At 62.2% G+C, this 24,621-nt stretch carries 17 protein-coding genes and 1 rRNA gene; 3 read left to right on the forward strand and 15 right to left on the reverse strand.

The features are described 5' to 3' along the window. The first annotated feature begins 223 nt into the window (after positions 1 to 223). The gene (locus BG22_RS04355; RefSeq protein WP_140493600.1) at positions 224 to 1,618 is read left to right on the forward strand and encodes an NCS2 family permease; all 1,395 of its coding nucleotides are present in this window, start codon (positions 224 to 226) and stop codon (positions 1,616 to 1,618) included. Positions 1,619 to 2,156: 538 nt separating this feature from the next. Here BG22_RS04355 and pstB read toward each other — a convergent pair. From pstB to BG22_RS04420, 13 genes are all read right to left on the reverse strand, one after another. After that, a complete protein-coding gene (gene pstB, locus BG22_RS04360; RefSeq protein ID WP_094666841.1) occupies positions 2,157 to 2,936 on the reverse strand; it encodes a phosphate ABC transporter ATP-binding protein PstB in 780 nt (259 codons plus the stop codon). A 33-nt stretch (positions 2,937 to 2,969) separates the two neighbouring features. Next, the gene (gene pstA, locus BG22_RS04365) at positions 2,970 to 3,965 is read right to left on the reverse strand and encodes a phosphate ABC transporter permease PstA (protein ID WP_140493603.1); all 996 of its coding nucleotides are present in this window, start codon (positions 3,963 to 3,965) and stop codon (positions 2,970 to 2,972) included. Then, entirely contained in the window at positions 3,962 to 4,915 is a 954-nt protein-coding gene (gene pstC / locus BG22_RS04370; protein ID WP_094666843.1) for a phosphate ABC transporter permease subunit PstC, read from the reverse strand. Before pstC ends, pstA begins: the two co-directional genes overlap by 4 nt. 145 nt (positions 4,916 to 5,060) lie before the next feature. After that, positions 5,061 to 6,197: a phosphate ABC transporter substrate-binding protein PstS gene (gene pstS / locus BG22_RS04375; protein ID WP_094666844.1), complete on the reverse strand. Its 1,137-nt coding sequence runs from the start codon at positions 6,195 to 6,197 to the stop codon at positions 5,061 to 5,063. A gap of 269 nt (positions 6,198 to 6,466) precedes the next feature. After that, entirely contained in the window at positions 6,467 to 7,171 is a 705-nt protein-coding gene (locus BG22_RS04380; RefSeq protein ID WP_169834010.1) for a response regulator transcription factor, read from the reverse strand. 350 nt (positions 7,172 to 7,521) lie between these two features. Beyond that, a complete protein-coding gene (locus BG22_RS04385; RefSeq protein ID WP_140493606.1) occupies positions 7,522 to 8,952 on the reverse strand; it encodes a cell wall metabolism sensor histidine kinase WalK in 1,431 nt (476 codons plus the stop codon). Between the two features lie 303 nt (positions 8,953 to 9,255). Continuing rightward, entirely contained in the window at positions 9,256 to 10,569 is a 1,314-nt protein-coding gene (locus BG22_RS04390) for an MFS transporter (RefSeq protein ID WP_094666847.1), read from the reverse strand. Positions 10,570 to 10,846: 277 nt separating this feature from the next. Beyond that, entirely contained in the window at positions 10,847 to 11,560 is a 714-nt protein-coding gene (mtnN, locus tag BG22_RS04395) for a 5'-methylthioadenosine/S-adenosylhomocysteine nucleosidase (RefSeq protein WP_094666848.1), read from the reverse strand. A gap of 98 nt (positions 11,561 to 11,658) precedes the next feature. Further along, positions 11,659 to 12,861: a 3-deoxy-7-phosphoheptulonate synthase gene (locus BG22_RS04400; RefSeq protein WP_140493609.1), complete on the reverse strand. Its 1,203-nt coding sequence runs from the start codon at positions 12,859 to 12,861 to the stop codon at positions 11,659 to 11,661. Between the two features lie 907 nt (positions 12,862 to 13,768). Continuing rightward, positions 13,769 to 14,722 carry a hypothetical protein gene (locus tag BG22_RS04405; RefSeq protein ID WP_140493612.1) on the reverse strand — a complete coding sequence of 318 codons (954 nt, stop codon included), beginning with the start codon at positions 14,720 to 14,722 and terminating at the stop codon, positions 13,769 to 13,771. A gap of 207 nt (positions 14,723 to 14,929) precedes the next feature. Further along, complete coding sequence (locus tag BG22_RS04410; RefSeq protein WP_258186198.1) at positions 14,930 to 16,873, reverse strand: S9 family peptidase; 1,944 nt, start codon at positions 16,871 to 16,873, stop codon at positions 14,930 to 14,932. Between the two features lie 244 nt (positions 16,874 to 17,117). Continuing rightward, positions 17,118 to 17,861 (reverse strand): hypothetical protein, encoded by a 744-nt coding sequence (locus tag BG22_RS04415; protein WP_140493615.1) that lies wholly within the window; start codon positions 17,859 to 17,861, stop codon positions 17,118 to 17,120. Continuing rightward, on the reverse strand, positions 17,858 to 19,897 hold the full coding sequence (locus BG22_RS04420; protein WP_258186199.1) for a PspC domain-containing protein: 2,040 nt from the start codon (positions 19,895 to 19,897) through the stop codon (positions 17,858 to 17,860). The genes BG22_RS04415 and BG22_RS04420 overlap by 4 nt, the downstream gene beginning before the upstream one ends. 170 nt (positions 19,898 to 20,067) lie before the next feature. Between BG22_RS04420 and BG22_RS11100 the strand changes: the two genes are divergently transcribed. Both BG22_RS11100 and BG22_RS04435 read left to right on the forward strand, forming a co-directional pair. Further along, the gene (locus BG22_RS11100; RefSeq protein WP_258186200.1) at positions 20,068 to 21,693 is read left to right on the forward strand and encodes an ATP-binding protein; all 1,626 of its coding nucleotides are present in this window, start codon (positions 20,068 to 20,070) and stop codon (positions 21,691 to 21,693) included. A 152-nt stretch (positions 21,694 to 21,845) separates the two neighbouring features. Beyond that, positions 21,846 to 22,523, forward strand: coding sequence for a response regulator transcription factor (locus BG22_RS04435; RefSeq protein ID WP_140493620.1), 678 nt, complete (start codon positions 21,846 to 21,848; stop codon positions 22,521 to 22,523). A 208-nt stretch (positions 22,524 to 22,731) separates the two neighbouring features. On the opposite strand, the gene galE is transcribed toward BG22_RS04435, so the two are convergent. Both galE and rrf read right to left on the reverse strand, forming a co-directional pair. Further along, positions 22,732 to 23,754, reverse strand: a complete 1,023-nt coding sequence (gene galE / locus BG22_RS04440; RefSeq protein ID WP_094666853.1) for a UDP-glucose 4-epimerase GalE — start codon at positions 23,752 to 23,754, stop codon at positions 22,732 to 22,734. 660 nt (positions 23,755 to 24,414) lie between these two features. Beyond that, positions 24,415 to 24,532: ribosomal RNA gene (gene rrf / locus BG22_RS04445) — 5S ribosomal RNA — on the reverse strand. Between the last annotated feature and the right edge of the window lie 89 nt (positions 24,533 to 24,621).

The following is a 24,621-nucleotide window of genomic DNA, read 5'->3' on the forward strand; positions in this document are numbered from 1 at the left end:
GGTCGCAGCCACCGGTCAGCCCGTCAGACACCAACATGGCCGACGATTCCGCGTTATAAACACAGGTTATAATCATCGACGGTTCTGATCGGGTGTGCGGTACCGGACGTGTGCCGTCCAGGCCGATCAGGGCGAGTCGCAATTCTCGCCGGGGCCCGTCGCGCGACGACCATGCTGCGCGGCCAACAACAAGCCCCGCACAACCCAAGGAAGTAGAGAAGTAATGGAGAAATTCTTCCATTTGAAGGAGAACGGCACGACCGCCTCGACTGAGATCCTGGCCGGTCTGACCACCTTCTTCGCGATGGCGTACATCATCGTCGTCAACCCGCAGATTCTGTCCCAGACCGGTATGCCGTGGGGCGGCGTCTTCCTGGCCACCATCATCGCGGCCATCATCGGCACCCTGGTCATGGGCCTGTTCGCCAATGTTCCGTACGCGCAGGCCGCCGGCATGGGCCTCAACGCGTTCTTCACCTACACGGTGTGCTTCGGTCTGGGCTTCACCTGGCAGCAGACCCTGTGCATGGTCTTCCTGTGCGGCCTGATCAACATCGTCATCACGGTCACCAAGATCCGCAAGATGATCATCATGGCCATCCCGGTGGTGCTGCAGCAGGCCATCGGCGGCGGCATCGGCCTGTTCGTGGCGTACGTGGGCATGCTCAACGTCGGTCTCATCAAGTTCACCCCGGGTGACCCGAAGGCCGCGGCCGAGGGCGGTGCCGTGGCCGCTACCCCTGGTCTCGCCACGTTCGACGACAAGGTGCTGTGGGTCTTCCTGATTGGCCTGCTGCTCGCCGTGATCTTCACGGTGCTCAAGGTCAAGGGCGGACTGCTGCTGGCCATCGCCATCACCACCGTAGCGGGCATCCCGTTCGGCGTGACCAACTTCGGCTCCTCGGTCCCCATCTCCGAAACCTTCTCCCAGCTGCCGCAGACCTTCGGCGCGATCTTCTCCGCCGAGGGCTTCCCCGCACTGTTCTCCGACCCGGCCAAGCTGCCGCTCGTGATCGTGACGATCTTCGCGTTCTCCATGTCCGATACCTTCGACACGCTGGGCACGTTCATCGGCACCGGCCGCCGCACCGGCATCTTCTCCCTTGAGGATGAGAAGGCCCTCGAGAACGGTTCCGGCTTCTCCTCCAAGATGGACAAGGCCCTGTTCGCCGACTCCATCGCCACCTCGATCGGCGCCATCTGCGGCACCTCGAACACCACGACCTACGTGGAATCCTCCGCCGGCATCGCGGCGGGCGGCCGCACCGGTCTGACCTCCGTGGTGGTGGCGATCTGCTTCGCGCTGTCCGCGTTCCTCGCCCCGGTGGTTTCCGCCGTGCCGTCCGCGGCCACCGCAGGCGTTCTGGTGATCGTCGGCTGCATGATGGCCGCATCCCTGAAGGAAGTCGACTGGGCCGACATCACCGAAGCCATCCCGGCGTTCTTCGCCGCCGTGTTCATGGCGTTCTCCTACTCCATCTCCTACGGCATCGCCGGCGGTTTCATCATGTACTGCATCGTGATGACCTGCAAGGGCAAGGCCAAGCAGGTGCACCCGATCCTGTGGATCGTCTCCGTGCTGTTCATTCTGGACTTCGTGTGCATGGCGATTCTGTAACGGATCTCGCGCTGATGGCGTAAGCCGTCTTCGCGATTCATGATTGGGCCCCGCATCGGTTCTTCGGTGCGGGGCCCTGCCGTATCCCGGGGTGGGTTGGAGCTTGAACCGGCGAGCGAGGTCGTCAGCGGAGTTCCGTATCCGCAGGGTGGGTTGACTCCCCGCTGCTCCCTGCTGCTCATGGCGATAGCTGCTCATGGCGTCCCCATCTCCCCCTCAGCGTCCGTTTCCTACCAGAACAGTGTCACTTCTGGTAGAAAACGGACGCAATAAGCCCTCTCAGCGGGCGTTTCCTACCAGAGCCAGCCCTCTTCTGGTAGAAAACAGCCGCTGAGCCGACTATCAGCGGGCGTTTTCTACCAAGAGCAAAAGCCTTCTGGTAGAAAACGGCCGCCAACCGCCACCCCGCCACGCCACACCGCCACCCTCAGCGTCCGGTTTTGGGGGAACAACGCGGAAAGCCCCGCACAGCGGTGCGAATGCACTGCCATACGGGGCTTTCCGACTTGATAGGGGGACGGCTCGTCGCGTCGCGCGATCAGCCGAAACGGCCGGAGATGTAGCGCTCGGCCTCAGCGTTCTGCGGGTTGTTGAACATCGTGGTGGTGTCCGAGAAGTACTCGAGGTGGCCCGGCTGGCCCACGGCCTTCAGGTTGAAGAAGGCGGTGTAGTCGGCGATACGGGCGGCCTGCTGCATGTTGTGGGTCACGATCACGATGGTGTAGTCGCTCTTGAGCTCGTTGATCAGATCCTCAACGGCGAGCGTGGAAATCGGGTCGAGGGCGGAGCAAGGCTCATCCATGAGCACCACCTGCGGGTGGACGGCCACGGCGCGGGCGATGCACAGACGCTGCTGCTGACCACCGGACAGACCGATGCCGGGGTTGTCCAGACGATCCTTGACCTCGTTCCAGAGGTTGGCGCCACGCAGGGCCCACTCAACCAAGTCATCGGCGTCAGACTTGCTGAGGTGCTTGTTGTTCAGACGCACACCGGCCAGCACGTTCTCACGAATGGACATGGTCGGGAACGGGTTCGGGCGCTGGAAGACCATGCCGACGTCACGACGGACGGAGACGGGGTCCACGTCCTTGTCGTACAGGTTCTTGCCCTCGAGCAGCACCTCGCCCTCGACATGAGCGCCGGGGATGAGCTCGTGCATACGGTCGAGCGTGCGCAGCACGGTGGACTTGCCGCAGCCGGAGGGGCCGATGAAGGCGGTGACCTTGTTGGCCTCGATGTTGATGTTCACATCCTCCACGGCCAGGAAGTCGCCGTAGTAGATGTTCTCGTGGTTGACGTCAATACGTTGTCCCATGATGTTTCCTTTTGTTCCTTGAAATTCGAACGATTAGCGCTCGGTCTTGACGGCGAAGATCTTCGCCACCAGACGGCCGATGAGGTTCAGGACCAGCACGATGATGATCAGCACGAGGGCTGCGGCCCAAGCGCGCTCCATCGGGATGGTGGGCACGCAGGAGGCATCGGCGTTGGCCGGGCAGTTGGCGTTGAGCTTGGCGTACTCCTGATAGACGTACACAGGCAGGGTGGTCATCTGTCCGGAGAACAGGTTCACGTTGGTGCTGGAGATGTAGCCGGCGGTCATGAGCAGAGGCGCGGTCTCACCGATCACACGGGCGATGGCGAGGATGCAGCCGGAGACGATGCCCGGCAGAGCGGTGCGCAGCACGATCTTGGTGATCGTGCGCTGCTTGGTGACGCCGAGGGCCAGAGAGGCCTCACGCAGGTCGTTCGGGACGATCTTGAGCATCTCTTCGCAGGACTTCACCACGGTAGGCAGCATCAGCAGGGACAATGCCACGGAACCTTCGATACCGTTGATGGTACCGGGGCCGAACACGATGGTGAACATCGAGAATGCGAACAAACCGGCGACGATGGAAGGAATACCGCTCATCACATCGACCAGCAGGGAGATGGTCATGGCCAGCTTGCCGCCGTGCGCGTACTCGACGAGGTACACGGCGCACATGATGCCGATCGGGATGGAGATGAGCATTGCACCGCCGGTGATCTCCAGCGTACCGATGATGGCGTGGAGCACACCACCGTAGCCGCCGGACACGGTCGGGTTACCACCGACCACACCGGTCATGTTGTAGCTCAGGAAGTTGAGGTTCAGACGCTTGAGACCGTTGAACAGCGTGGTCCACAGCACGGAGACCAGCGGGATGCAGGCGATGACGAAGGCCAGGGCGATCAGGCCGGTCATGAACTGGTCCCACACCTTACGGCGCTTCTCGGTGCTGGGCTTGACGCGGAACTTGTCGAAGTCGATGACGGGCGCGCCGTCGAGATTGCTCTTCTTTGCTGCTTCAGCCATCATGCACTCGCTTTCTCGGTGATCTTACGCGCAGCGTAGTTGACCACGAAGGTGATGAGGAACAGGATAAGACCGGTTCCAATCAGGGCCGACACACCAAGATCGTTGGCTTCAGGGTACTGAGCGGCGATGTTGGCGGCGATGGTCTGGTTCTGCGAGGCCTGGAGAAGGAACACGGAGTAGAGGTAACCCGGGGACAGGATCATCAAGACGGCCATCGTCTCACCAAGTGCACGGCCGAGGGCCAGCATGGAAGCGGACACGATGCCGGACTTGCCGAACGGCAGCACGGCCAGCTTGATCATTTCCCACTTGGTGGCGCCGAGACCGTAGGCGGCCTCCTGCTGGAGGCTCGGGGTCTGCTGGAAGATATCACGCGACATGGAGGTGATGATCGGCAGCACCATAACGGCCAGCACGACGGCCACGGTACCGACCGTACGCTGCGGGTTGGCGGCCGGGCCACGGAAGAGCGGAATCCAACCGAGGTAGGTGGCCACCCAGTTCCAGAACGGGTAGATGGCGGGCACCAGAATCAGACCACCCCAAAGACCGTAGATTACGGAGGGGATGGCGGCGAGCAAGTCGATGACGTAGCTCAGACCAGTGGCCACCTTCTTGGGGGCGTAATGCGAAATGAACAGTGCAATGCCGATGGAGATGAAGAAGGCGATCAGCAGGGCGAGGATGGAGACCAGCACGGTACCGAACAGCATCGGCAGCACGTAGAACCAGAAGTTGTCGGTCCTGCCACCGGAAAGTCCAGAGATGGTTTCCTTGTTCGCGGCCTGATCACCGCCGATAAGCGGCCATGCACGGAAGAACAGGAAGAGGAACACAGCAGCCAGGACGACCAGAATCAGGATGCCGCAGGCATATGCGATGCCCTTGAACACCTTGTCGGCCGTTTTGCCGCCAGCCGGTGCCATGACCGGTTTGTCTTGCGAGCTCACGAATGCTCCTTAATGGATGATGGATAAATTGCCGTATTCGAGGTCCAGACCCGCCACAAGCCGCAACCGTTTCACACGACTGCGGCTTGTGGAGTTTCACATGATTCGGTTATGAATCAGGCGAGGTGGTCTGGGAACCGCGTCATCACTTGGTCTGGATGGCGTCGATGGACTTGGTGATCTGGGAGGTCAGGCTGGACGGCAGCGGAGCGGAGCCGGCGGCGTCCTGAGCGACCTTCTGGCCCTCCTCAGAGGTGATGTAGGTCAGCCAAGCCTTGGCGAACTCAGCGTTCTTGGTGTCCTTGTAGGCCGGGCAAGCGATGGCGTAGGACACGAGGACGATCGGGTAGGCACCCTCGGCGGAAGTCTCGTGGTTGATCTTCACGACCACACGGTTCTCGCCCTTGGCGGACTCGTCGAGCTTGGAGTCCTCGATCACCTTGGAGCCAGCCTCAGCGGAGATCTCGTTGTAGGAGTCGCCGACCTTGACGGCCACGGTGCCGAGCTTGCCGACCTGGGAGAAGTCGGCGTAGCCGATGGTGCCGTCGGCCTGCTGCACGGTGGAGATCACGCCGGAAGTACCCTTGGCGCCCTGGCCAACGGAGTTCGGCCAGTTCTCGGACAGGTCGTAAGGCCAAGCGTCCGGAGCGGCATCCTTGAAGTAGGAGACGAAGTTCTGGGTGGTGCCGGACTTATCGGAGCGGTGCACGACGGTGATGGCGGTCGCCGGCAGCTTGAGGTCCTTGTTCTGGTCCTGGATGGCCGGGTCGTTCCAAGTGGTGATCTTGCCGTCGAAGATCTTGGCGATGGTGGCGGCGTCAAGGTTGACGTGCTTGCCGGCGTCGGAGATGCCCTTCAGGTTGAAGACCACGGCGATCGGGGAGATGTAGACCGGCACGTCGAAGGCGGCGCCGGAAGCGCACACGGCCTCGGACTTGCTGACCTCGTCATCGGACAGGGCCTTGTCGGAGCCGGCCCAAGCGGTGGCACCGGTCAGGAAGGTGGACACACCAGCGCCGGAACCGGACGGGTTGTAGGCGATCTTGGCGTCCGGGTTGGTGCCCTGGAAGCCGGCGATCCAAGCCTCAACGGCGGCCTGCTGGGAGGAGGCGCCGGCGCCCTGGAAGTCACCGGAGATCGGGGCGGTCTTGGAAGCGGTGTCAGAGGAGCCGCTGTTGTTGTTGCCGGTGGAGGCGGTGTTGTCGCCGCAAGCCGCAACGGAAGCAAGCATCACAATGCCGGAGAGAGCGGCAATGGAACGCACAAGAATGTTCTTCTGCATGATTTCTTTTTCCCTCTATCAACTAAACACGGGTGGGGAATTCCGCCCGGTCAATTCATGACATCTACTAGCGTATGGGGAAAGCGGGGAACGGGGGAACGAAATCAGTAAACAAAAGATGAACACTTGCCAATAAATACGGCTACGTCGCCACTACGTAGTTCAAGAGGCCGATATCGGCATGAGGGCGGGGCAGCCGGAAAATCTACGCACGCGAAGACTACCTGCGCCCCGCCAACCGCCGTCGTCGTTGACGGGCGGTCAGACCTCTACTCGGCCGGGGTGTCGATCTTGTAGCCGAGCCCGCGCACGGTGGTCAGGTACTTCGGATGCGCCGGGTCCTCCTCGATCTTGGAACGCACGCGCTTGACATGCACGTCGAGCGTCTTGGTATCGCCGACGTAATCGGAACCCCAGATGCGGTCGATGAGCTGGTGACGGGTCATCACGCGCCCCTTGTTCTGCATGAGATACTCGAGCAGCTCGAATTCCTTGAGCGGGAAGAACACCACTTCGCCACGCACCGTGACCTGATGCTGGCCCACCTGCATCGAGATGTCGCCGCACACCAGCGGGATGTCGTCATCCACGGACCCCGAGGCCTGCGCGGTGGCCTGATTGCGACGCAGCACGGCGCGGATGCGCGCCAGCAGCTCGCGGAACGAATACGGCTTGGTCACATAGTCGTCGGCGCCGATCTCAAGCCCAACGACCTTGTCGATTTCGGCGCTCTTGGCGGTCAGCATGATGATCGGCACGCGGCTCTGTTCGCGGATGCGCCTGCACAGCGCGGTCCCGTCGATGCCGGGCAGCATCAGGTCAAGCAGCACCAGATCGATGCCGCCTTTGGTAAACAGCTCCAGACCCTCTTCTCCAGTGGCGGCGGCGGACACGTCATACCCCTCGCGAGTGAGCTGGTACACCAGCGGTTCGCGATAGGATTCCTCGTCTTCGACGATAAGAATGCGCGTCATAGTAGCCTTTCTAGGGTATGTTCCCGTGCGCATAGGCACAAAATTTTCCGACACCATCGTAACCATTCGCTCTCCGTTTCCCTGCTGTTTCATTGAAGTACGTAATTATGTGCTAACGCTACATGCTATACGCTGCCGGCTCCCGCGACTGTCCGCATACACCCGTCCATATGCATGTTCACCATGCGGGCCGCCGTCGCGCGACGACCTCCCCATCGCCAATCATCGCGCGACCTATCGCCAGTCGCCACCGGCTCTCGCCAGCGGCTCTCACCACCGGCGCGACGACAATCACCAGCCGCCTTTGCCACCGGCGGCCCTACGCACCTAGCCTATCCGCCTGCTCCGGCCTATCTGGCCGCACCATGTGCGCGCCCGCTTGCGTCATCGTCATCGGGAGCGGCCGGCATTTCGATGGTGAAGGTCGATCCCTCGCCCTCGCGGGACCAGACGGAGATCTTACCCCCGTTCTCCTGCACGCAGTGCTTGGTGATGGCCAGTCCCAGACCGGACCCGCCGGTGGCACGGGAACGCGCCGGATCGACCCTGTAGAACCGCTCGAACACTCGGTCGAGTGACTTCTCCGGTATGCCGATGCCCTGATCGACCACCCGAATGGTCACGGTGCCGTGGTCCTGCCCGAGTCCGACCGCCACGGTCGTATGTTCGGGGGAATAATGGATGGCGTTCTCCACCAGATTCTTGATGGCGGTCCGCATGGCCTCGCGATCGGCCATGATCACCGGCCCCTGAGGCTCGTCGGGCACATGGGATCCCGACGCAGTGACGACACCGCCCTCCCCCGTCGCGGATTCCGCCGCGTTGTCCGTCTCGGCTTCCGGACGGTTCGACGAGACGTCCGACGTATCCGGTGTGACGCCATCATCAGACGACGCATCCGGCTCCGGGGCCACGGTCGGCACCGGCTTGCCGTTGACGCTCAGACGAATATCCACATGACGGGCGTCGGCCTGCACCTGGTTCTCGGCGATGGCCGCGCGCGCCACATCCAGTGTGGAGACGCGCTGCACGTCCATCACACCCTGCGAGCTCTGCGCCTTCTGCAGATCGATGAGGTGATGGACCAGCTCGGTCAATCGCGTGGATTCCTTGGTGATGCGCCCCGAGAAGTACCGTACGGCATCCGGATCGTCGGCGGCGTCGGTGATGGTCTCGGCCAACAAGGCGATGGCGCCGGCGGGCGTCTTGAGCTCATGGGAGACGTTCGTCACGAAATCGCGGCGAACGGCCTCGAATCGACGCTGTTCGGAGACGTCGTCGATGAAGATCACGTACAGGTCATCGCCGATGTCACCGATGCGCACACGCAGATACAACGTACTGGACGGCAGCAGCTGACCGGCCTCAAGTCCTTTGCCGTTGAGCTGCGGGAACGGATTACGGTCGATGGGCAGTTGCACCTCACGCTCGCGTACGCCACCATCCGTGGCGGCCTGCGTCAGGATATCCTCGACCTCGCGCGAGTTGAGCCGCCCGGCGGAGACCAACCCGAACGGCACCGAACCAGGACTGGCATACTGGACCCGGCCATTGCGATCGGTGACGATCACAGCCTGTGGCATCACCTCGATCAGCCGGCGTTCCGTGGGGCGCACGGGAATATCGTCGCCGAACAAGGACCGCGCATCCGCATCCTTGGCGGCGGCCTCCTCGGCGACGCGGCGGCCGGTGGCGCGGCCCTTGTTGTACGAGATGACGACAACCCAGATCAGGCACAGCACCACGAGCACAGCGATTACGATGATCTTCCAGATTTGCATGATTCCAGACTAAAACGCCGCATTTGTAGTACACCGGGTGAGCTACGTAAGTTCGCCTACTGTTCATCTGATCTGCGTGCGATCCGCGCCCGATGCGCGTCTGTCGTATGTTCGCCATGCATCCGCGCGCAATGGCTGACTCTACACCTGGCACGCGCCGGAGCCGGCGAACGAAGCCCACCCATTACCCCCGAACATACGACAGCGCCATTCCCCGTCACCGCGATGGGGAATGGCGCTGTAATAGCCTTACAATCAGATCCGGCTATATCGTTCCCGCCATAGCGGGTGAGCCGGGATGACTCACAGCTCGTAGTCCTTGTCCTTGCTTTCCTTGATGAGGAAGAGGGCGAGCAACGCGAGGGCGGCCATGATGGCCATGTACCAGCCCACGCCGGCCACGCCGAACTTGGAGGAGACCAAGGCCTGGGCGATCGTCGGGGCGAACGCGCCACCGAAGATGGCCGCGAGATTGTAGCTCAGACCGGCGCCGGAGTAGCGCACATGCACCGGGAACAGCTCAGGCAGGTACGCGCCGCACGGTCCGAACAGGCCGCCCATGAGCACGAAGCCCACGCACAGGAAGATCATGATGTGGGACGCGGAATGCACGAGCAGCAACGGCGTAAAGAAGCTGAAGACCAGAGTGCCGGCGGTCACCACGAAGAGGACCTTCTTACGACCCACCTTATCGGCGTAGACGCAAGACACCACGATGAAGATGGCGAAGAAGACCACCGAGCACATCTGCATGAGCAGGTATTCACTCTGCGTGAAGCCAAGGCCCTTGACGCCATAGGACAGGGACCAAGTGCCGAGCACGTAGAACAGCGTGTAGGTGATGCCCATGGCCACGGTGCCCAGCAGCACCTCCTTCGTGTAGGGCAGCAGGTCGGTAAGCGGGTGCTTGGACGTGCGCTTCTCCTCGGAGGCCTTGCGGAAGACCGGGGTCTCGGACATGCGGGCACGCACGTACAGGCCGATGATGACCAGCACGGCGGAGCACAGGAACGGGATACGCCAGCCGAAGGAGATCATCTGCTCCTGGCTCAGGTTGGAGTCGAGCAGCAGGTTCAGGCCGTAGGCGCAGAAGAAGCCGATCGGGGCGCCGAGGTTCGGGAAGGAGCCGTACAGGGCGCGCTTGTCGGCCGGGGCGTTCTCGGTGGCGACCAAGGCCGCACCGGACCATTCACCGGCGAGGCCGACGCCCTGGCAGGCGCGGCAGATGCACAGGATGACCACGGCCCACGGGCCGATCTGGTCATAGCCGGGCAGGCAACCGACCAGGAAGGTGGCGATGCCCATCGTCATCAGCGCGAGGACGAGGGTCTTCTTGCGGCCCATCTTGTCGCCGAAGTGGCCGAACAGCATCGAGCCGAATGGGCGGGCCAGGAAGGAGACGGCGAACGTGACGAACGCCATCAGGGTGGCGAGCGCCGGGTTGGACTTGGCGACGCTCGTGAAGAAAATCGTGCCGAAGTAGCTGGCGGCGGCGATGGAATAGCAGTAATTATCGTAGAATTCGATGGCCGTGCCGACCATGGAAGCGGCGATGATCTCCGGGACCGAATCCTTCTTCACCGGCTTTTCTACAGCTACGGATGCGCTGGCAGACATGTGCTTCTCTCCTCATGCCGCAGGGTTTCAGACGCCTCCGTATCGGATATCGGATATCGAATATCACTATCGGGTATTCCCTGTAAGGGATACGTTCAGGCGAACCCTGCTCATAAAAACTCATGAGCACAGCGACGGACATGTGGAGGAGGACTGGAACGGCTTGTGGCCACAGCGACGAACCCCCACACATCGCTGTGCTGATTGATGAGTATGGCGCAGCGATGAGCAGGGGTGACCAAAACGCTCATATAGTGGACAGCCGGTCTTACGAGCGCTACAGGCGCTTGACGATATCCACGGCGAGACGTGCGGCGGTGTCGGCGTATTCGGAGATGTCGAACTCCTTGAACACCTCGTAGTCGGTGTCCGCATTGTCCGACAGGGCGCGAATCACCAAGGCCGGCACATCGTTGCGCGCCGCGACCTGCGCCACGGCGGCGCCTTCCATCTCCACGGCGTCCGCACCGGTCAGCCGGATGACCTCCTCCACCTTGGTGGGGGTGTCCACAAAATAGTTGCCCGAGGCGATGATGCCGGTGATATGCGTGATGCCGGCATCGGCGAGCGCCTTATCGGCCACTTCGAGCAGATGGTCGTCGGAGTGGAATTCGGTGACCGGAACCTCGGTGGTGCCAGGCTTCCACTGGCCCACCAGACGCATATCAGTGTCCAGATACCGCAACGTACCGCCGAGCACCACATCGTTGATGTGCAGATGGGTGTTGAGATTGCCCGCGATACCGGAGAAGATCACGGCGTCCGGGGCGAACTCGCTGATGAGCAGCTGCGTGGTGGCCGCCGCGTTCACCAGGCCCATGCCGCCCACGGTGGCGACCACCTTGATGACGTCTGAGCCGAAGGAATACACGGTGCCGGACACGATGTCCAGACTGCCTTTGGCGGTGTGGGTCACATGCGTCAGGGATTTGGCGATAAGCGCCACCTCCTCATCCAGCGCGCCGATGATGGCCACGGTCTTCATACCCATGTTGTTCCTTTCCTGTCGGTCGTTATCAAGTCGATGTGTTTCGGGAAGCGTCCGTTCCCAGCCGCGGGACGCGGTCGTCGCGGCGGCACGTCCGGCCTTCAGCGCCAGCGTCGGGTGGCCACGGCCTCGGCCAGCTCGCGGAGCAGCGCCTCGGTGTCCGGCCAGGAAATGCACCGGTCGGTGATCGATTTGCCGTACACGAGCTGATCGAGCGGCGCCGCCGGCTGGTTGCCGCCTTCGATGAAACTCTCCATCATCACGCCGGTGATGCCCCGCTCCCCCTGCGCGATGCGGTGGGCGATCTCCCGCACCACCTCGGCCTGACGATGCTCGTCCTTGCCCGAGTTACCGTGGGAGCAATCCACGATAAGGCCATGCGCCGCCGCCGAATCGGCCGGCATGAGCGAACGGATGGTCTCCAATGCATCGGCGATGGAATCGGCATCATAATTTGGCCCATGGTTCGAGCCACGCAGCACCACATGGCAATCGGGGTTGCCGAGCGTCTTGACCACAGCGGCACGACCCATATGGTCGATGCCGAAGAACGTGTGCTGCTGGGCTGCGGCGAAGCAGGAATCAGTCGGCGCCTTGATGGACCCGTCGGTCGCGTTCTTGAATCCGATGGGCATGGACAGGCCGGAGGCGAGCTGGCGGTGCACCTGGGATTCCGTATTGCGCGCACCGATCGCACCCCAGCTCACGGCGTCCGCGATGAACTGCGGACTGGTCGGCTCGAGGAATTCGGTGGCCGCGGCGAGACCGGTGCCCAACACGTCGAGCAGGGTCTTGCGGGCCAGCAGCAGACCTTTCTTGATGTTGCACGAACCATCGATGTCCGGATCGTTGATCAGGCCCTTCCACCCCACCGTGGTGCGCGGCTTCTCGAAGTACACGCGCATGACGATGAGAAGCTGTTCGCCCAACTCATCCTTCAGCTTGGCCAACCGGCGGGCATAATCGAGCGCGGCCTTCGGGTCATGCACCGAGCAGGGCCCCACGATGACGAGCAGCCGGTCGTCCTGGCCGTAGAGGCAGGCGCGAATCTCGTCGCGCGAATAGGCTACGATCTCCTGGGCTTGCGGGCTCAACGGCTGATTGGCCAGCACCTGCGCCGGGGTGGGCAGCACCTCGAATTCGAGGACGCGACGGTTGACGATACGGCTGATGCCGACCTGATCCTCCCAACGCGGCACATCGGTGACCACCAGCGGGTTCTTACCCTCATCCATCGCCTGACGGATGGCTCTCAGATCCTCGGGGCGGTTCAGCTGATGCGCATGGTCGTCCTGTTGTTGCATAACGGTGTTCTCTCCTTGAAACTTACTGCTCCCAAGGATAGGTGCAATGGGTGACGCTGCGGCAGAGACGATGCAGCAGCGATGGCCGCAGCGCTATTCTCCCCATAATCGCCGCCACCGGTGTCGCAGTCGCACCGCGGCAGCGCCACATCCGTCCCCACGGCAAAGCCACACCCGCCCCGCAGCCGAACAGCCACAGCTACAGTCGTGCACAGCAACACTACAGCAACCGGACCACAGTCGTACGCGGCGGTACCACAGCAGTACCACAGCAGTACCACCACTTGGCTGCCCCAAGACCCACGCCGGACCACGGCCACACACATACCACAGCAATACCCGCGGTTGCGCCACGGAAAACCCAGCCGCATCGCGGCAACGCCACAGCCACATCACGGAAAGTCCCGCAGCCGCACCTCCACAGCCACAGCCGTGCGCGGCGACACTACAGCAACCGGACCACAGTCGTACGCGGCAGTACCACTGTGCGGCAGCACCAACAACAGCCATGGTCCTGCCGCACCAGCAGTCGCACCACAGCAGTACCACAGCAGCCGCACCCCTGCCGTACTTCTTTCCGCGATACATTGTCGGGAAAATAACCATACGTTCGCGACAAAGTCTCACTGACCGCCACTCAGTGGTACATTGTCGCGAGAATCGGTCTATTTTCGCGACAATGTACCACTAAGGCAGTGTCAGTGAGACTTTGTCACGAAATCCCTCGTTTTTTCGCGACAATGTACCGCTCCTGCAGGGCTGCACACACGACGAGAGACATAATACGGCGCATCGGTGCCACACCGTGTATCACCAAGCACGGCGAAAACGCCCGAAACCCTCTGCCCAACCATACCGACGTCACATTGAACCCATAACGGCACACATAGCACAAACGAAACAGAGGTCATCGGATCTTAGGCACCCCAAGCCCCATCAATTTCGCCTCCAAACGTCCCGGAGACACCACATCCTCGAAGAACACATGCGCGATCGACGTGACGCCCTGCGCTCTCAGATGCTGTTCCCTCAGATGTGCATAAGCCAGTTTCGACTGAATGCTGGCACGGTTCTGATTACTTCCATCACGATACTTGGCCATACCGTCGTATTCCGCAACCAGAATGCGACCATCCGCCAATTTCCAACAAAAATCGACCCGATACGGCATGGATCGGTTATCGGGATTTTCAAATTCCATCTGCATCAGAGGCAGTGCGAAATCATTGTCAATCAACATCCCTCTCATCAACGATTCGCCACCGTTCTCACTACGTCCGTCTGCATGTTCCAGCAATCGCGAGGCATCCTTCATATCGCGCAGGTATTGCGGCAGAGCTTCATGCAGCTTGGCCATCGTCGTCAGTCCCAGACGCAATGCTGAATCATAGATGGCCAAGGCCTGCGGGAACGATAGCGACGAGCAATCAGCCAACGTGCGTTCCGGCGTTGTGACGGCTATCCCTCTACATCGCTGTGAAGGAATCTGCTTCATGTATATTCGGTCCAGCCGCGGCTCGTCACGCTTCCCCGCACCCGAAATTGACGCGATATGCACCGTACCGTCATGCAGTGAATAGGCATGCTGCAATCCATACACGCAGATTGCGCTAAGCCCCGCGAAAACCCATTGAGGATGCCTTTGCGCCAGAGACCTGATGGTGTGAAGGGATTGCTGTTCCACAGTCAATCCCTTCCAATATGAGACATCAGCGTACAGATTGCAGTACGGCGAAACCAATTCACCGGCTTCCGCACGACGCGCCAACGCTTGACGTTCGGCATGATTCCGCCCAGCGGCACAACGCCGTTCCGCTTCAGCCGCGCGCAACAGCGCGGTCACTCCTTTGTGTTCTTTCATGATTCGACGCTATGCATGTACGGCTCATATGCGCAAGCCGAATCGGGATATGTGGATAACTCAACGCGTCGCCACTGTCCAGCGCCAGAAGTCCGTTGATTATGCTGCTGGCTTCCCTCTGACTGACGTCCCATACTCGAACAGGCACTATCGAACACCGGAAATGACAAGGCCGCCCCGCGCGTCCGTCATCATCAGGCGCCGGATTCACAGAGGCAGGTCGAACAATCCCCAGAACGCCATGCAGGTCAGAGCGGCGAGCGCCGCCACGACGGTCAGCACGCACACGACACGACGGATGCCGACGATGCCGTCCCGATTGGCCCAAAGGTACTCGAACCGCCATGCCAGCAGCACGGTCAACGCCAGCGACATAAGGCGCAGCATCACCCAACCGACGCCGAACAGGGACGGCAGGGGCTTGAGGAACACGGCGGCGGCGCCCACGCCGGCGAGGTAGCCGTAAAGCAACACGAGAACCGTCATCGACGCCATCCCGATCATCCAGCAGGCGCCGGCGATGGACGGCCTGCCATACGCCGAATCGTTCGGGAACCCCGCCCGTGACAGCGCATGTATGCGGGCGCAGGCCGTCAATGGCCCCGCCGCAGGTCCTGCTGCGGGAGCATCGTCGCGCGTCGCACGGGCGGACGCGACGCGCCGCAGCGCCGATGCCGAGTCATCGGCGATTGCCGCGATCGGCCGGACGTGCAGGGCGGCTCGTTTGCCGCGAACAGGCACTATGACGCCGTGCCTCCGGCGCGATATCAATGCAATCACCGACACGGCAAGGCCAAGCATCGCGGAGACGGCCAACAGCAGCGGAGTCAGAGCCATCAATGCGACCAATACACCAAGCGAGCCGACGATACCGGAATTGGTGCGCGACGGGGCCGCGAATCGTTGACTGGGCTGGGCGCCGGCGACCTGAGGCGTCGCCCAGCCTTCGGCCTGCTTCCATGCCGCATCATCCGACGTATCGCCCTTCGCCTCACCGAACGACGACGCGAGCCGGCCGCCGGCGACAGTCCCGGACGGCGTATCGTCCTCTTCGCCGGCAACGCCATCGACGCGTCCGGCATAATCGGCGACCATCCCCGGCAAGCCGCCGGCCGAATTCACGGACTTCCCGCCGGCGGCACCCACCCCGGCCCCGCCGATCGTCACGCCGTTCACCCAGTTCTCCAAGGCCTGCGTGTATCCATCGGCCAGCGGCAGCCCCGGCACGAACAGCCCGTTGCCCGCGCGCATCTGATGATTGCCGGCGAAATACCGTACGGTCACGTTGTCGTTGCCTGCACGATGGGCCGTTTCCATGATGCGGCGAGCGCCCTGCTCGATGGGCATCGCCGTATCATAGGTGCCGTAGCTCACCAGCACCGGCATGGTGAGCGCGGACAGATGCGCATCGGCGTCGAAATCGGCGTAGGACAAGCCGAACGGCGCGTAATCCAGCGACAACAGTTTTGCGGTATCCCTGACCACCGGCTCCGGCGCGCCCGCCGCATCCGCATAGGCGCTGACGGCCATGGCCATCTGTTCGCGCCCTTTGAACACCGGCGCCGAGGTCAGTGCGGCGAATGCGATGTCGTGCCGTGCCGACGCCAGAATAGTGGCGATCCATGTGCCTTCCGATTCGGCATAGATGCCGGTTTTGGACGGGTCCACACCGCTCGTGCCGCGCAGTACGTCGAGGGCGCGGCCATAGTCGCGGGCGAACCGGGCATAGTCGCGATGCAGCACCGTATAGCCGTCACCGCGTTTGGCCGGCACCAACGTCACAATGCCGGCGGAGGCCATCGCATTGGCGATGTCGCCGAAGTCCTCGGCACCGCTGGTGCCGGAACCGTGGATGAACAGGCAGGCCGGACGGTTTCCGGGCGCGTCGACCGGCTCTCGCAGGACAGCGGGCAACCGTTCACCGTCGCCGACATCGACCATGATTCTCGTCTCGCGTGTTCGGTACCGGCCTTCGCGGGGAATGGCCGCCCCGTTCCGGACCGCCGGTTCGATGTCCGGGCTCGGCGAGGCCACCACAAGATGATCGGCATATGGTTGGATGCTCCAGCGCGGGGTCATGGCCCAGCCCAACGTGGCGAACGCCAACAGCAGTGCCACCGCCATGACCGTCACGCGCAACATCCGTTTCATATGCGCCTCCATCTGACTTCGGGTGACCGCTGAACCGCCAACAGGTGTACTCCGTATACGTCCGGTCGGCAACATCGTTCGCCGGAAGCCCCCGGCTCGGCGGTCGGGTTCATTGGTGATTCGATGACGATTCGATACGGATTCGATGGTGGTTCGTCCGTCAGCAGGCCGAATCACTATCCTCGTTCCCGGCCGCCGGCGACCCGCGCCCCGGCAAAAGGACACGGATGCCGGCCAGCCACAGCTATGCCGCCGCGTTTCGCCCGCTCTTGACGGCCCCCATCACGGCCCACACGACGGCGACGATCACGAGTATCACGCCGACCACGGCGCAGGCCACGGCCACAACAATCTGGGGTCCGGCGGTGAACGCCGGAATCAGCGTGTTCGGGAACACCAGCCCGAACACCATCGCCACGACGCCGATGAGCAGTCCCAGCAGCCCGAAGACGACGGTGGGGATGCTGACGCCACGCTTATTCGGGGATGTGTCGGAGGTATCGGGTCCGCCGGGTTTGCCGGCGTCTTCGGCACCGGCCGATGACGAGCCGCCACCAATCCCGGACGCCGCCGCACCATCCCCCGCCACAGGCTGTGGCTTCTGCGATGTTTCCGGCTGCGGCGTCTTCGGCCGCGAGACGGACGGCACATCATCCGTATGCTTCGCATCAACCGTCTCGCCGTACAGCGGCACGTCGTCGGCCGGCGGAATCGACTCGCCCTTCAAGGGCAAATCACCGATGGGGACATCCTTGTCACACGCATCCCCGGCAACCGCAATCGGCGCTGGGTCCGAATCCGACGCGGAATCGGCATTGATCACCGGCTGATCGATGACCTCCGTTTTGGCAGCCGCATCGGCGTCATCATCCGTCCTGAGCACGCGGGTCTCATCGACGGGGCGTTCGGCCGACGGCATCGCCGTGGTGACGGTCACGTCCTCAACGGTCATGGGCCGTGTCGTGAACTGTTTGGTATCGTCGCTCATTGCTTGCCCTCCTGCTGGCGTTGATCAGAGGATTCCGACGGCTGCGAACCGTCCGAATCAGACGATTCTTTCGACTCCTTCGATTCCTTCGAATCATTCGAATCAGATGACGTAGATCCGCCGGATGCGGAATCATCGTCAGGTCCCGACTCGTCGGGCAAGGTGCTGTTGATGTAATCCTGCCGTTCGCGACGCCCGGATTCCGTGCCGTGCAGATTGTCGAATTGGCGGAATGTCAGATCCTCCCAATTCGAGACGTACACCACGTTCACCCGTCCTTCGAGCGCATACGGGACCCTGATAAGCAGTTCGGGACCCTTCGACGGCATGCTGTCGTAATCATTCATCCACACGTAATCGTCGCCGGTCATGTCGGAGAAGCCGGCTTCGCTGAAACCGTTCCCCAGCAATCCGTCGAAGCCGAATACCGTGGCGGGCCAGCGCGCCGAATCAACGGATGCGGCCTCGTATTTGCCGCCCACGGAATCGCTGAGTACGTAGCCATATCCGGTGCTGCCGAAGCCGTACGAGCAGCCGCTCGGCAGAATGATATGCACCTGCGACTGATACGCGGCGATCGTGATGTCGCCGACCGGGCAGTTGGAGGTGCTTTTGCGGCCATCCATAAGCTCGATTTCATGCGACGAATGCATGTCCGGCCAAGCGGAGAAGTCAAGAATCGCCTTGCTGTTCTCATAGCTGTCGCCGACGAACGAGACACCCTGCTTGAGCACGTCGAGCGTGCGTGTACTGGAATCGGCCACCATGGTGTCGCCCACTTGGATTTCGTTCATGCCATACCCGTTCTCGGAGTTCTCGCTTGCGCTTAGGTTCACGCTTGCCGCATAAGTTCCGTCGTTATGGGTGATGTCGTAGTAATACGCCGAAAACGTACCGGACACGATAATCATGGCCACGGCGCAGGCACCGGCGATCAGTCCCAACGGAATCAGCCCGCCGGCGCGTCGTCCGCGAACTCCCAGAATCACCACGATGATGCCCATTACGATGCACACCGCCGCGCTCCAAACGGTGACCAGCTCCACAATAGGGGCCAGACCGAAATCGTTCACATTGATGATCGCCATGATCGCGGCAATGGAAATCAGCATCGATCCGAGCACAGCGAGCACCAGAATCGGGCCGGCCGGCTTGCGTCGTTGGGAGTGCGGATGGCCGTCCGGTACAGGCGACGGCACGGCGTAGGAACCGGAGGCCGGCATCGGGCCCGCATACGGATCACCTGCACCCGGCGCACCGTAGAAAGGCGGATGCTGATTCGTTGGAGCCATAGGGCTAGCGGGGGCGGCTGGCGTCATGACCGGATTGACGGGAGTGACGGGAGTGAACGGCGTCTGGCCCGCGCCCCGACCAGCCCCATTGGCTCCGGCATAGCCGGGAACGTACGGGTGCTGGCCGGCAGGACCCATATGCGAACCGTTGGATGGCTGGACAAACGGAGGATTATAGGGACCGTTATATGGCCCGCCATATGGAGCGCCAGAGGCGCCGGGACCAGGGTATGGGCCACCATTCGGCGCGGCATACGGCCCCGAGGATGGCGCGGCGGACGGACCGGGGCGTCCGCCGCGATAACCGAACCCGTAGCCTTCCCGCTGACGGATGCCGCTCGTCACCAACGCCCACAGCACCACGGCCGCCAGCCCGATGCAGACCCACCCGGCGCCGGGAATCACCAAGGCCACGGCCATGAACAGGAAGCATCCGAGACAGTTCCAGTTCCAGCGGCCGTTGACGAGATCCTCGCCAAGGATGCGGCCATTGCGGACGTCCGGAAGCAGGAACCAGCCGAACGCGTACAGTGCGGCGCCGAAGCCGAACACCAGTGTGGATACGATCATCAGGGCGCGCACCAAGGTCGGGCTCCAGCCCAAGCGCGCCGCGATTCCGCTGCAGACGCCGCCGATCCATCGATCGTCGCCTCGGACGATGCAGCTGGACCGTATCCATGAGAAGAAGCGCCGCAGAGCCTTGTTCGGCTGCGGCTGATAAGGATTCACCGTTGGATTGCTCATGATTCCATTACAGCAACACGCCGCTGCCATACCGGCCGGGGAACACCCTGATTGTTCCCTGAACCCCTGTTGAAACCTCGGTGTCACCACCCTGGACGCGGCACAATGGAACTATGAATCCAACCCCGACCCTACCTCCGGAACCGATGCTGCCAGCCCGGATGCCGCTGATGCGACCGAAACGCGGCCGCTGGCTCACCGGCGTCTGCAAGGGCATCGCGCTGCATCTGGGCATATCCGTGGTATGGGTACGGATGGTGTTCCTCGCACTGACTCTGCTGTACGGCGCCGGCATCATCGGGTACGTGTTCCTGTGGATTTTCATGCCCGCCGGCGACCCGGTTGCAGCGGCATCGGCCGCAGCCCGTACGGCACCAGTCGCTCAGGCACCGCTCGCGCGCGGCAATCAGCCGATATCACCAATCGGCTTCGGCGGATTCGGAACTTACGGTGTCAGCGCCGGCGGATTCGGAACCGGCGCATCCCATGTTCCCGGATATGGGGACGGGGGCAGGGCCGGACGTGAGGACGGACGTGGAGCCGACGGGTTCGGCACCACCGGCCATGCGTCCGGCGTGTACGGCACCGCCGCGTTCGGCCCTGCCGTACATGCCATAAACCCGACTTCGACGCCCGGCCCCGGCGGAGCCGCCCTCCCTGTAGACCCCATGCTCGATGCGGCTGACACTTCCGCCCCGGAATCACTGGCGGATGCAGTGAAGCGGGCCCCAAAACCGGCTCTGGTGGCGCTCAGCGGCATCGCGCTGATGGGCATCGGCCTGTTGCTGGCGAGCACCGGTGTGGACAACACCGTCATACTGCCGCTGCTAATGATGCTGGCCGGCATCGCACTGGCATGGATGAATCCATCTCCCCAAGGCGCGCAGCTGCTGTCCATGCTCGGCGGCATCGCGCTGATCTTCGTGGGCTGGACCGTGTATGTGGGCAACGTCACCTATACGGGCTGGGGAACCTCGCCGCGTCGCATCATGGCCTCCGGATTTGTGATGGTCGCCGCGATGGTGGTGGCGGTGATGCCGTGGGCCGGCGCGCTGCTGCAGCGGCTTTCCCACGAACAGGCGCTCAAGGAGCGCGAGGAGGAGCGCGCGGATATGACCGCCCATCTGCATGATGGGGTGTTGCAGACGCTGGCGTTGATCCAGTTGCACGACAAGGAGCCGGACACCGTCTTCACGTTGGCCCGCGCTCAGGAACGGGAGCTGCGTGAATGGCTGTATCAGGAGCGATCCACGTCCGACCGTTCGGTGGGTACGGGACTGAAACAGATTGCAGCGCAGGTGGAGGATGAGCACGGCAAACCGATCGAAGTGGTGATTGTGGGAGACGCAAGGCCCAGTGCGCAGACCGATGCGCTGTTGGACGCCACCCGTCAGGCGTTGGTCAACGCCATCACCCATGGCGGCGAACCGATTGCGTTGTATTGCGAAGCCACGCCTTCGTTGGTCGAGGTGTTCGTGCGAGACCATGGCCATGGTTTCGACGTGGATGCGATTCCACCGGACCGGCTGGGCATCCGCGAGTCGATCATCGGACGCATCAGGCGGCGCGGGGGCAGCGTGGAGATCGTTTCCCGGACCGGATGGGGCACCGAGGTCAGGATGCATATGCCGATTGCGATGCAGGGCGGTGCGGCCGGCGGTGCCGGAAACGGCTCTGCCGGCGGGTTCAGAAGTGGTACAGGAGGCGACCCCGGTCAGACGCGGACTCCGCCGCCGTCTCGCGCGCCTCGCCAGCAGCCGGCGAATACCGACGTCAATCTGCCGCGCATAGCCTGATACCGCCGATGTCGCAGTGCCGTCACAGTGTCACAACTGCCGTGTCTGCTTTGGACACGACGTACGCGGCGGGCACTGCGGGACATCGGTAATAAGCAATACGTAATTCCCCAAATACGTAATTCCCAATGCAAAGAGAGACAATAGGAACCATGAGTGAACCTGAGAAGATCCGTGTAGAGGTCGTCGATGACCATGAAATGTTCCGAGCGGGCGTAATCGCCACCCTGCGCGATTCATTCGACATCGTGGGGCAGGCTGCCGACGTACCGGGGTCTGTGGCCATGATCGCGCAGACCAAACCGCAGGTAGTGCTGTTGGACGTGCATGTGCCGGGCGGCGAAGGCGGTGGCGGGGCGGAAATCCTGCTGAAGTCACGCCCCTACTCCCCCACCACCGTGTTTCTGGCGTTGTCCGTTTCGGACGCGCCGCAGGATGTGGGATCGGTGATTCGCGCCGGCGCGCGAGGGTATGTGACCAAGACGATCACCGGCACCGATCTCATCTCCTCGATCAAGCAGGTGCACGAGGGGTATGCGGTGTTTTCGCCGAAATTGGCTGGATTCGTCCTGTCTGCATTCCAAGGCGCACCGCTGGGCGGCGACGGGGACGGCGCACCGATTCGCGATGAGGAGCTCGATCGGCTCTCCGCCCGCGAACAGGAGGTGATGCGTCTGATTGCGCGTGGGTACACCTACAAGGAAGTGGCCGCCGAACTGTTCATTTCCATCAAGACGGTGGAGACGCATGTGAGCTCGGTGCTCCGAAAGCTCCAGCTGTCGAACCGCACCGAGCTGACGCGATGGGCCGCCGACCGGCGGATTGTGTAAGGCTCTGCGGTCTCTCCGTACCGCTTTGTTTTGGGGCGACAACAGTCGCTCCTGCCGGCGTTCTGACGCGACAATGCCATCAAACGAGTTGAGGGGAGTCATGGCTTACATGAGCCATGACTCCCCTCAACTCGTTATGCGACCCGACCCCCGCTAGTGGGCAATTATCAGTACATTTCTTGCGGGAGAGGTCGGAATCCCATGGATATCACTTGGCGTCGCGGAAACCATTCGGGTTCTTGGTCTGCCAGTTCAGGGAGGAAGCGGCCATATCGTCGATGGTCAGTTCGGCCTTCCAGCCAAGCTCGCGCTCGGCCTTGGAGGCGTCGGCGTAGCAGGCGGCGATGTCGCCGGGACGGCGGGGCTTGATCACGTACGGAATCGGGTGACCGGCGGCCTTCTCGTAAGCCTTGATGACCTCCAGCACGGAGTAGCCGTGACCAGTACCAAGGTTGTAGACGAACACGCCCTGCTTGTCGATGTGATCGATGACCGCCACATGACCCTTGGCCAGATCGACAACGTGGATGTAGTCGCGCACGCCGGTGCCGTCCGGGGTGTCGTAGTCGTCACCGAAGACCTGCACGGCCTTGAGCTCGCCGATGGCCACCTTGGCCACGTACGGGGTCAGGTTCGCCGGGATGCCCTTCGGGTCCTCGCCCAGCAGGCCGGACTCGTGCGCACCGACCGGGTTGAAGTAGCGCAGCAGCACGATGGTCCACTCGGGGTCGGCCACATGAACGTCACGCAGAATCTGCTCCTGGAACAGCTTGGAGGTGCCGTACGGGTTGGTGGTGCCGCCGGTCGGGGTCTCTTCGGTGATCGGCAGTTCCTTCGGGGTGCCGTACACAGTGGCGGAGGAGGAGAAGATGATCTTCTTCACGTTGTGCGCGCGCATGACCTTCAGCAGCACCAGCGTGGAGTAGAGGTTGTTGTCGTAGTATTCAATTGGCTTGGCCACGGACTCGCCAACGGCCTTCAAACCAGCGAAGTGGATGACCCAGTCAATCGGGTTCTCGTCGAAGATGCGGTTCATGAGGGCTTCGTCACGCACGTCGCCGTCATAGCGCTTGATCTTCTTGCCGGTGATCTGCTCGACGCGGTCGAGCGCGATCGGAGATGAGTTGCCATAGTTGTCAACGGAGACGACATCGTAGCCCTTCTCCAACAACTCGACATCGGTGTGGGTGGCGATGAAGCCGGCGCCGCCCGTAACCAGAACTGTGGTCATGTTTCCTCCTTGAAGTATCTTGCCTTCGCCCCTCATTCTACACCAAACAGTAGCGAAAATGTGCGTTTTTGTCCGTTTTTGTGCGTCGATTTGCTGTTTGGTGGAAAAGCGAACATACATTATGAACGATTTGAAGCCTTGGCACAGGGGCATTCTGACCTTCTGCCGTCTAAGCCCCACCCCATTTCGGGCCCAATACTGTGTTTTGGCAAGTTGCGGACACAGTGCTGAGCATGGTGCTGGGCATCGGACTCTTACATGACCCGGTTTCCATGGAAATGCTGTCGGGTGTGTCGGATCTTTCGTTGATCCTTGTGCGGGGTGTTGGGTCCAACGTCGTTGTTGTGGTTTTGTGTGTTGTGTGGTGTGCGGCCCGTTGCGGGGGCTGGAGGACGTGGTTTGGTTGGCTGTGGGGGTTGGTTGTCGTCATCGTGCGGCCGCCGTCCGCGTCGGGGCCGGCGGTCGTGGGTGTTTCGCGCCTGTGGGGGGCGGATGCCGTCCGTCATGTTCCCGTGCGGGGTGTCGTCGTGTTGGGCTGTTGTTTCGGGGTGTGTGGGAATGCGGGGAGCCCTGGCGGGGGTTGGTGTTCCGGTCGAGGGTGTGTGTATATGAGTGGAGCCCCGGTGGATTGTCTCCATCGGGGCTCCTTGTTAACGTGTGGTGCGGCGGTGTGCTACTCTCCCACATCCTCTCGGGTGCAGTACCATCGCCGTGCCAGGCCTTAGCTTCCGGGTTCGGAATGGATGCCGGGCGTCTCTCCTGGGCCATGACCGCCGCAAATCTTCAATTAGACGTCCCACACGCGTTGGTGTGGGGGATCGGTTCCCGTGATGGTTTGGGGACCGGATAGCGGACGCGATGTCGAAA

It is taken from the genome of Bifidobacterium sp. UTBIF-78, assembly GCF_006408945.1.
Lineage (GTDB): Bacteria > Actinomycetota > Actinomycetes > Actinomycetales > Bifidobacteriaceae > Bifidobacterium > Bifidobacterium myosotis.

Coding starts and splice junctions, on each gene's coding strand:
- BG22_RS04355 (WP_140493600.1), top strand. CDS start 224: ATGGAGAAATTCTTCCATTTGAAGGAGAACGGCACGACCGCCTCGACT.
- pstB (WP_094666841.1), bottom strand. CDS start 2,936: ATGGGACAACGTATTGACGTCAACCACGAGAACATCTACTACGGCGAC.
- pstA (WP_140493603.1), bottom strand. CDS start 3,965: ATGATGGCTGAAGCAGCAAAGAAGAGCAATCTCGACGGCGCGCCCGTC.
- pstS (WP_094666844.1), bottom strand. CDS start 6,197: ATGCAGAAGAACATTCTTGTGCGTTCCATTGCCGCTCTCTCCGGCATT.
- BG22_RS04380 (WP_169834010.1), bottom strand. CDS start 7,171: ATGACGCGCATTCTTATCGTCGAAGACGAGGAATCCTATCGCGAACCG.
- BG22_RS04385 (WP_140493606.1), bottom strand. CDS start 8,952: ATGCAAATCTGGAAGATCATCGTAATCGCTGTGCTCGTGGTGCTGTGC.
- BG22_RS04390 (WP_094666847.1), bottom strand. CDS start 10,569: ATGTCTGCCAGCGCATCCGTAGCTGTAGAAAAGCCGGTGAAGAAGGAT.
- mtnN (WP_094666848.1), bottom strand. CDS start 11,560: ATGGGTATGAAGACCGTGGCCATCATCGGCGCGCTGGATGAGGAGGTG.
- BG22_RS04400 (WP_140493609.1), bottom strand. CDS start 12,861: ATGCAACAACAGGACGACCATGCGCATCAGCTGAACCGCCCCGAGGAT.
- BG22_RS04405 (WP_140493612.1), bottom strand. CDS start 14,722: ATGAAAGAACACAAAGGAGTGACCGCGCTGTTGCGCGCGGCTGAAGCG.
- BG22_RS04410 (WP_258186198.1), bottom strand. CDS start 16,873: ATGAAACGGATGTTGCGCGTGACGGTCATGGCGGTGGCACTGCTGTTG.
- BG22_RS04415 (WP_140493615.1), bottom strand. CDS start 17,861: ATGAGCGACGATACCAAACAGTTCACGACACGGCCCATGACCGTTGAG.
- BG22_RS04420 (WP_258186199.1), bottom strand. CDS start 19,897: ATGAGCAATCCAACGGTGAATCCTTATCAGCCGCAGCCGAACAAGGCT.
- BG22_RS11100 (WP_258186200.1), top strand. CDS start 20,068: ATGCGACCGAAACGCGGCCGCTGGCTCACCGGCGTCTGCAAGGGCATC.
- BG22_RS04435 (WP_140493620.1), top strand. CDS start 21,846: ATGAGTGAACCTGAGAAGATCCGTGTAGAGGTCGTCGATGACCATGAA.
- galE (WP_094666853.1), bottom strand. CDS start 23,754: ATGACCACAGTTCTGGTTACGGGCGGCGCCGGCTTCATCGCCACCCAC.